Source organism: Actinoplanes sp. NPDC051633, assembly GCF_040681735.1.
Taxonomy (GTDB): Bacteria; Actinomycetota; Actinomycetes; order Mycobacteriales; family Micromonosporaceae; genus Actinoplanes.
Map to the genome: position 1 here is coordinate 1 of NZ_JBFAZH010000201.1, position 8950 is coordinate 8950.

The following is an 8950-nucleotide window of genomic DNA, read 5'->3' on the forward strand; positions in this document are numbered from 1 at the left end:
ACCAGGCTGCTGATGACGGTGACGGCCCCGGCCAGGTCGAACTGGTTCAGCGAGACTCGCGGTGTCCGCACACCGCGGATGACCTTGAGGCCGATCACCAGGGCGACTGCGCCGATGGGTGCGCTGATCCAGAAGATGGTCTGCCAGCCGGGCCCAACACCGCCCCCGCGAGTACGCCGGTCAGGCCGACAGGGCCTGTTGGCCGCAGCATCGCCGCCTCCATAGCCACCGGCGCCATCGGCTCGGCAGCATTGACGGTCGGCGTCCTGCCGGACGCGTCGGAAGCATCCCTCGTCGGCGCGGCACTGATCTCCTTCGCCGCCGGATGGGTCGACCAACAAGCTGCGTTGGGAGGTCCGAATCCGTCGGCTGTGCTCGCGGTTATTTGCCGAGGACGCGGACCTCAGTGCGGCCGCTGGTCGTGCCGGACTTCTGAACAGTGAGCAGCTCGAGTTTCCCGTCGCCGTTCCAGTCGGTGACGGCCAGATCATGACGATCATCCGTCGGGCCCTCGACGGTACTCGTGCGGAGCGCGATGCGCTGAAAGTTCGAGGCTCCGTCGATGACCTGGACCTCCGTTTTCCGGCTCGCGGTGCCGGACTTCTGCACGGCGACAAGGTCGAGCCGGTGGTCGCCGTTCCAGTCCGCTACTGCCACTTCGTGTCGGTCATCGGTGGTGTCCAGGGCCGTGTCGGTCTGCAGCAGCTGAGCGTTGAAGTTCGCCGCGCCGTCGAGCACCCGCACCTCGGTCTTCTCGCTGGTGGTGCCGGCCTTCTGCACCATCACGAGATCGAGACGCCGGTCGCCGTTCCAGTCGGCGAGCGAGAATACGTGGCGTTCGTCGGTCGGGTCGAGCACGGTGACGGTTTCCAGGAGGAAGCGCTGGAAGAACGAGGCTCCGTCCAGGACCCGTAGTTCTGTGCGGCCACTCGCGGTGCCGGACTTCAGCATCACGACCAGGTCGGGGCGCCCGTCGCCGTTCCAGTCCGCCAGCGAGAACTCGTGGCGGGCGTCTGTCGGGCCGAGCGCAGTGGCCGTGTGCAACAGCAGAGGCTGGAAGTTGCGGGCACCGTCCAAGATTTGAAGCTCGGTCTTGCCGCTGCGGGTACCGGTGCGCTGCACCACCACCAGGTCAACGCGCCGATCACCGTTCCAGTCGGCGGCGAACGTCGCGTGCCGGGCGTCGGTGGGTCCGACGCCGGTGGCTGCGGTCAACAGAACTCGTTGGAATGGCCCTGTCGGCTTCTTCGGGGCAGGTGACGCAGCGCCGAACTTCGGTGTCTTCGCGGCTGCGAGTGCGCCGGCGCGCGGCCACAGCGCCGTGACGATCAGGAGCGCGTCGTTTGCTTCCGGCGCGTACGCACCGGGGTGGGCCGAGCCTTGAACCCGTTGGGAGATCCGGCCGATGTCGCCCGTCGTCCAGTCGCCGGCCGGATGCTTGCGGATCATCGCTCTGAGGAAGGCGTGGGTGGCGTATCGAGGATCGATGAGCTGTGTGGGGCGTCCCCAGCCCATCGACGGACGCTGCTGGAAGAGTCCGAGGCTGTCGTGGTCGACGGCGACGGTGTAATTGTTCAACGTGCTTTCGGCGATCGCGGTGGTCACGGCGATGACGGCGGCCCGCTGGCCCAATCCGGAGGCCTTCACGTGACCAACCACGGCGCGAGCGCAGGAAATGTGGCGACCGGTGACCGCTCGGCCGAGACGCCGGCCCGTCATCGCCGGCCGCAGACGTTCCGCGATCTTTCTATCTGCTGATGTGACGCCGCCGGGACGGCATGGAGCCGATGTCGTGTGCAGGGCGGAGGCGAACGCGTCCATCGACCCACTGGCGTGCGTGGTCGTGGGCAGGGCGAGCGTTCCGACGATGACGGCCGCGGCTACGGCGGGCCCCCGCACAACGGCACGACCCCGGCGGCGCATGAAGCCCGCCCCGTTCGTTGCCATGTTGTTCTTGTTCCTCCCGACGACTGCTGCCGCGCTACATCAATGTGCCACAGTTCGCTTGCACCACGGAAGAGGCGGCCCGCGTGCGCAGACCGCACCATTTAGACGCTGCGCCCACCGCTCCAGTTCCATTGTCGATGAACGTCTGGCCGCCTACATCAAACACGGTGGTCGCCGGACGCTGCGTCGACCGCTTGACCGGCGAAGCGGTGCCCTCGTGGTCTGTAGCGACGCAGGGCGTCGACAACCGTCCATCAGGCGATGCCGAGATCCGCCTCCGCGGTTCGCCGGCGGCGGGAACCCCAACCTGTTCGCCCCCGCGGCTTGTACACCGACAGCACCAAGGCCGCCAGCAGCACAATCGCCGCAACGCCGTGGGCCACAGGTGACGCAGACCGGGCCACCGCGTCGCCGCTGGCTGTGCTTGCTCGAGCCAGACGCGCCAGTTCGGAGAGGGTCTGCATGTACAGGAGCAGGACACCGACGGCCAAGATGTTCATCAGGAGGTTGATCAGAACCCAGTAGTGGCGGACAAGCCCCCAGGGTGAGACGAGCGACTGAATAACCCGGAAGCCAGGCTGGCGAGACTCGACGGCACCAGCGCGGCCCAGTCAGCGAGAGGTTCGGTCTCGTCGGTGCTGGTGCCGCGTGCCCGGGCGTTCATGTCGCTCGCGACGTTGCGCAGTTGCAGCGGATGACGTAGTCGCCGACAGATGCGGCAGTAACTGCTCCACAAGCGAACGCGCCAGACATGATCAACTAAGTGATAGTGCAGGGTGCAGCAACGGCGACGTTCTTCGATCACCTTCCGGCCGTCGACGTGACATCACCGGCGGCGATCAATCAATTCGAAGGTGGCGCCGCACGACCTGGCGCCGTCACCGTCGCCAGCTTGAGTCGCGCGTGGACGTGCCGGCGACGTTCTTCACCCAGCCGTTGTTGTTTATCGCTCAACAGGTCATTGGCGGCGTGGTGATCAGCTCTTGAGCTTGGAGAGGTCAATCGCCAGCTGGTACTGCCCCGCGAGCCAGGCTAGTAGGCGTAGCCGCGCCACATCGGGCAGCCGAAAGCCGAGGCTGCGCAGTGTGTAGCGGACGCTTGTCGTCAGGTATTCGCGCAGGGCGACGTCGTCGAAGCAGTCCCGCATCGAGCGGAGCACCAGGGCGCACTGGCCCGCCCACGCACTGCCGGGGACATCACCCTCGCCCAGGAAAACGGCTCGGTAGAGGGCGAGTTCCTCTTCGAAGTGCTCGGTCATCCGCTGGGCGAGCTCGCGCTGTTCGTCAGCCGACGGCGGCGAGCCGGCTCGCAGCACCGTCTTGCTCATCACCTCCGCCTCGGCCAGCCGGATCGAGGACTCTAGGCAGACCGCGTCGATGCACCTCGGGCCGGGGCCGGCGTTGCGGAAATCGATGAGGCAACTGCGGTGGTAGTGCCACTTGCCCTCGCGGGTGCCCGATGATTCCCGGGAGCACTCGAGCATCACGTTACCGCCGTGCATATCGCCGTGGACCAGGCAGCCGGGCACCTGGTCGGCGAGCCAGCCCCAGCCCAGCACGGACTGGTCGGGCACGGCCAGCTTTGTGCCGTCCGGCCCCTCCAGCAGCGCCGCAACGCCCTTGCTCCCATCCGCCCGGACGATTCTGGGCCATTGCGTCCACGTCTCGCTCAGCTCGGCGAGTTGTCGTTCCCCTTCATCGCATGACCGCGGCAGATCCGTTCGGAAATTTGTCTCGAAGTACTCGCCAACGTCCACGTAGCCACACGGAGTTCCGTACCAATCCCGGCTGGCGAACAGGGAGCGCAACGCCTCGGAACTTACCTCCAGATCACCCGAGGTGAGCTCATCCACGAACACCTCGTCGAGCGCGAGCAGGTCCAGGTTGTAACTGCCACCCGCGAAGCTATAGATCAGGCCGCCGAGCGCATCGGCCCCGGTGACGCCCAGCAGCTCGACCCGATGGCTCAGCTCGATCCCGTACCGGACATACTCGTGGAATCGCGCGGCCTCGTCGAAGATGTCCCGTTTAGGCCCGACCTTCAGGACTGTACGGTGTCCCGACGCTGTCGTGGCAATCGTCTCGAAGGTCACCCGGACGTGCGCGTTGACCACGACGGCGGCGCTCAGGCCGCGACGGCCCATCGGGCTGATCTCGACCTGCACCCGGGACACACGTTTCGAGGCGGCGGGCAGATCGACGTACAACTTCCGCATCAACCGGTCCACCTCGGTCGCGATCTCAACCTTTGGTTTGCGGAGATTGATGTTCTTGTCCGCGTCGCGATAGCGGTAGCGCTGCCGCAGAATGTCCGTCGCTAGCTGATCGAGACCCGACACATCGGCCCGCGAGGCGGTGAATCGCCGGATCAGCTCGCCCACGCGCTTCGTAATCGTCGGACCGAAGTTCCGAGTCTTGTCGAGAAATCCGGACAGCCGCCAAGCCGAGTTCGAGCCCGTCAGCGCGAGTAGCCGCAGCGCCTCCTGCTTCAGCTGCCACCTGGTCATCATCATCACGCGGGTCGACAGGTCGGCGGCATCGATGCGCCGATAGACCTGGTTTCCGACCAGCACGTCCTTCTTGCCGTAGACGTCGAGGAGGGCGAGATCATAGAAACGGTCCGACAGCAATTGATCGGCGGCGGCCGCATCCTGGGCGTAATCGATGACGACATCCTCGCCGAACTCCGACAGGCTTCGGCGAACAACGTTCAGGACTTCGTCCTCATCGTCGACCAGGAGTATGCGGAATGCATTAATCGGAGCTGGCTGTGTCACGTAGGTCCTCCACCGGAATCATGCAAATGGTCCGCAATCCTGCGCCGCCCTGTATCGGCATTCCGTGAATGCGAGCACCTATCCGTCGCGCGTTGAGGCCGGCGAGATACGTCCCCAGGCGGATTTCTCCTTCGCTGCCCTCCGCGGGATAGCGGTAGAGAGCAGCGCAGTAGTTTTCGTCCAGAATATTGAGCGAGAGATTGTCGACGATGATCATCGCCTGCTTCATGCCGTCAAGCCGAGCGAGGCCGAACGTAGCCCGCGGCACGGTCTTTCCATCGGCATCGCGGCCGTCGGCGCTCGAGTGATAGTCCACGTTCTTCCAGACGTTCTCAAGGACCGAGGTGAGCGCGCGGGTGACACGCGGGAGAAGTGGCAGGTGGAACAGCTGCTCAGCCGGCTCGACGATCGACAACTGAACGCCCAGATGGTCGATACTGTCCCGCACGATCTGCCAGAGGCTCCGCGCCGGCATTCTCTCCGGCATGTCAGGCTCTCGTAGGTCCTGGATGAGGGTCCGTAGCCTCCGCGTCCTGTCCATCAGCGTGTCGTGCAGGGCGCGCGGCTGCACGTCCTCGATCTCATCCGCCATCCGGGCGAGCACTCCGCTGTACTGATGTTGACTCGCCAGCGCGTGCGCCGTCGTGTCCAGCAGGCCCACCTCGAGTTCGGCACGGGCGTCGGCGAGCGTCCGGCCCACCGCCCCGGACAGGGCGACGATCAATGGCAGGTAGGGCGCGTAGTTGTCCGCGAACGGGCTCTCTAGGTTCAACGTTCCCGCCAGAATGCCCTCGACCTTCACTGGGACGCACAGGGCCGAGACGGTGCCCGGCCGGAACTCCCAGTCTTTGGCGTCGCGGTGCACCGATCGGAGGTACTTCTCGCGTCCCTCCCGCATCACTTCCCAGTGCAGCCCTGAATCCTCCTCGAGTTCCCGCTCGTACAGGTCGTTTAGACGTTCGGAGGGATGCGCCGCGACGCGTGCGAGGACGAGACCGTGCTCGGAGCGGCTGGACGAGTGCGGAAGCGCGATCCGTAGGGTCACCGAGTGGCTGTGCGTGCTTTCGGCGAGCTGGGCCAGCGGTGTGTCGAAGCGGGCCGTCACCTTGGCCACGTCCTTCGGCCACAATTCCGCGTGGTTCACCTCGGCATCGGTCGGCGGCGTCTGGAGTCGGCGTGGCGAACCACTGCGCAACACCGAGATCGCGTTCGCGATCTGACGCGTCGCGATGTTCGTCCGGAACAGCGCCAGGCGCAGTGCGACATTCCGGACCAGCGCTCGTTCGTAGGCGCTGTACCCGCCTCCGCCGTCCGCGCGAAATAGGACGATGCCGCCGAGGGCGGGTGCCCACGAGTCCGCCAGCGGGCCGGCGATCGGCGTGACCAGCTCCGCGCCGCCCTCGGGTCGCACGGCGGGCGTCAGCACCTCCGCCGCGCTGCTGCCGCGGATGCGCTGGTAGGCGCGGTGCCGCTCCACTGACCACCCCACCGTCGTGTCCTGTCCCAGCGCGATCTCGGCGGGGAAGGAGAAGCCGGCATCCGCCTGGACGGCGATCCGCTGAAACTCTCGCCCGTGCGAGGGCGTCCGAAGATACACCGCGCCCCCTGAGCTGTCGGTGATCTCGGCCGCGAGCGCCAGCGCTCTCCTTGAGATCTCCTCGATGGTCGACGGCTCGTGCCCGGGGCTCGGGAAGGTGAGGCGCTGCGTGACGCGCTGCATGACGACGGAGTCCCGCCGCGCGTTCGACTCCGCGGTGCACTTGATCATGACACCGAGATCGAGCGCCTGCCGGTAGATGTCGTCGCCGTGCAGGCGCGCGGGCGGGCTAATCAGGACGACCGATCGAGCTTCGCCGTCCCACGGCGACTCGCCCGGCTTGCCGGTGTGGTTGAGCACGGCGCCGGACCACGACCGCCCGGCAAAGGCGCTCCGGGTTTCCTCGCCGAGCGGCGTCGCTGCGGCGTCCTGCCGGATTTCCAGCAGGCGCTCCACGAGCTGATTCGTCACGTCCTCCGCCAGCTCGACAACCGGCTCAATAAGTGAGCGTGCGACGGCGACGAACGCGTCCCGGGCCACTGCGTTCCGCGTCCGGTAGGACGCCTTCCTGATCCAGTCGGAGAAGGCGACCGTGGCCGTCGCCGGCTCACCGACCGCCCACGACAACGTGCGCATGACCACCTCGTGGTCGGTCGTGATGTGCACCAGCACGTCAGCGCCGAGCGCTACCCGGAGCCGGACGAGGTGGTCGCGCACCTCGTCGAGCGGGCAGTACTCGCCGCGGAGGATGAAGTCGGCGCGGTGCCAGGACGGCGATTCGTTCACAGGAGGGGTGCTCACAAACGCTCCGTTCAGCCGTCGGTCTCAGCGTGGGTCAGGTCCGCGTCCTGGAGCCGGGCCTCGCTGAGGTTGGCGCCGCGCAGGTCCACGTGGCGCAGGGAGGAGTTCCTCAGGTCGGCCGCGCGCAGCCAGGCGCTGCGCAGAGAGCCCTTCCGAAGGCGAGCGCCGGCCAGCTCGGCCTTCCCCAAGTCGGCGTGATCGAGGCGGGCTTCGAGGAGGACGGCATTGCGCAGGTTCGCGGCGTGCGCTCGTACCCCCCGCAGATCAACACCGCGTAGATCGAGACGGCCCAGCTCCTTGCGCCGGGGCCGGCGGCCCAGGATGGTGATCGCCGCCTGGATGTCGGCCCGCAACGGCGCCACGCCGGGCGTCGGCGGTCCGGGGAAGGTAGACGGGTTGGCACCCGGCTCGGGCTCGCCCCGGAAGGTCGCGTGTTCCCTGACGAAAGCCGACACTATTTCGACAATTGGCTCGTGGTCGGCGCGGCTGTCCCGCATGATCCGTTCCAGCGCGTACAGCCCGCCGATGCGCGTTTCCAGCGCCTGCGCACCCAGGTGTTCGACGGCGCTGCCGAAACGATCGGTTATCTGTCCCTCGCGATTGAGCCGCAGCGTCGACCCGGCATAGAAGAGTCCGCCCAGAAGCCCGATGCCGGCCAGCGACTGCACCACAGCGGTGCGGGCGGTGCCGACGTGCGACGCCCATTGTTCGGGGTTGAGACCCTCACGCTGCACCATTTGCAGAGGCAGCAGGACCACCAGCGCCATGGCGAACGCAGAGACGAGGATGATCAGGATCGGACGCCAGACATTGCGCACGGCCCCGAGTATGTCTGCATACGGGACCGGCGTCGGCGCGCTCTCGCAACTTCGGGCGGTCGGCCGACCTTTTCGGACCTTCGGCCGGACGCGCCGACGAACAATCCGATTGACTGGTGAGAGTGGACGGCGTCGACCGACGGACGCGCGCGCAATCATGTTTCCGATATGTGACAGTTGGCCACATGCCGCTCTCCCGCCGAGCTTTGTTTGGCACGGCCGGGCGATCGGCGTCGCGGAACGCCGTATGTGTCCGCCGCCGACGGTTCACAGCAGAGATCACCGCTCGGCCAGGCGGCGTGGGCGTCACCACCGCGCATCGGGCCGCCCGGAGATCCGGCCTGACACGGCGATTCCTCCGGACAACGAACTTGCCGGCTATTGCCCGCAGCCGGGCAACGTGCGTCCGGCGTGGTCGATCCCGAGCCGCGAGTTGTATGTCATTCGCCGCCTGCAGGTGGCGAAAAACGGTCGAGCGTCTTCGTGAGACGCACGTCCTCCTCCTGGTAGCCGCAACGGTCGTAGAATGCTCGGGCGGGTCTATTGGCGGCACCGGTTTCCAACGTGAGATACCGAAGGCCTCGGCGGCGTGCCCATTCCTCGGCTGCATTCATCATAAGCCTGCCGACGCCCCGCCGCTCGTGAGTGCACTTCACCACGAGTTCGCCGACGTAGGCGTCGATCTCGCCGGTGAAGTGCATGCGTTCGGCCACCGTTACCAGACCTACGACATCCCCGCCGACCTCGGCGACGAACACCGCTTGATCTTCGGCGTCGGCGTTGGCGAGCGACGCCTCCACCCATCCGACTACTGCCCTTCGGACCGCATCAGCGTCACGCCAGTGGGCGACACCAGTCTCCAGCCGAGTGGCGAGCAAGACAGCGGCTTCCCGGTCGCGAGGTTCATATCTGCGGACGCAGACTTCGGCATCAGACATGGGTCGATGATGACGCCGGCGGGCCCTTGAACGAACATCGAGGACCATCCGGATCTGCCGCAGTGAAGGCGCGCCGGCTGGGTGTCGGCTGGTAACGGTTGTGTTGGCTGTGCGCCACCGGCATCTCGGGGTG

The 8950-nt window shown here is 66.6% G+C and carries 6 protein-coding genes; all 6 read right to left on the reverse strand.

Annotation, left to right across the window (positions count from 1 at the left end; genetic code table 11):
* Positions 1-381 precede the first annotated feature (381 nt).
* The 6 genes from AB0M20_RS14245 to AB0M20_RS14270 all read right to left on the reverse strand — a co-directional run bounded on the left by AB0M20_RS14245 (position 382) and on the right by AB0M20_RS14270 (position 8817).
* On the reverse strand, positions 382-1821 hold the full coding sequence (locus tag AB0M20_RS14245) for a VCBS repeat-containing protein (RefSeq protein WP_364298037.1): 1440 nt from the start codon (positions 1819-1821) through the stop codon (positions 382-384).
* Positions 1822-2201: 380 nt separating this feature from the next.
* Positions 2202-2447, reverse strand: a complete 246-nt coding sequence (locus tag AB0M20_RS14250) for a hypothetical protein (protein ID WP_364298039.1) — start codon at positions 2445-2447, stop codon at positions 2202-2204.
* A gap of 476 nt (positions 2448-2923) precedes the next feature.
* The gene (locus tag AB0M20_RS14255; RefSeq protein WP_364298041.1) at positions 2924-4723 is read right to left on the reverse strand and encodes a response regulator; all 1800 of its coding nucleotides are present in this window, start codon (positions 4721-4723) and stop codon (positions 2924-2926) included.
* Positions 4701-7061, reverse strand: coding sequence for a hypothetical protein (locus tag AB0M20_RS14260; RefSeq protein ID WP_364298043.1), 2361 nt, complete (start codon positions 7059-7061; stop codon positions 4701-4703). The genes AB0M20_RS14255 and AB0M20_RS14260 overlap by 23 nt, the downstream gene beginning before the upstream one ends.
* A gap of 11 nt (positions 7062-7072) precedes the next feature.
* Complete coding sequence (locus tag AB0M20_RS14265; RefSeq protein ID WP_364298045.1) at positions 7073-7879, reverse strand: pentapeptide repeat-containing protein; 807 nt, start codon at positions 7877-7879, stop codon at positions 7073-7075.
* Positions 7880-8319: 440 nt separating this feature from the next.
* On the reverse strand, positions 8320-8817 hold the full coding sequence (locus AB0M20_RS14270; RefSeq protein ID WP_364298047.1) for a GNAT family N-acetyltransferase: 498 nt from the start codon (positions 8815-8817) through the stop codon (positions 8320-8322).
* Positions 8818-8950: the final 133 nt, after the last annotated feature.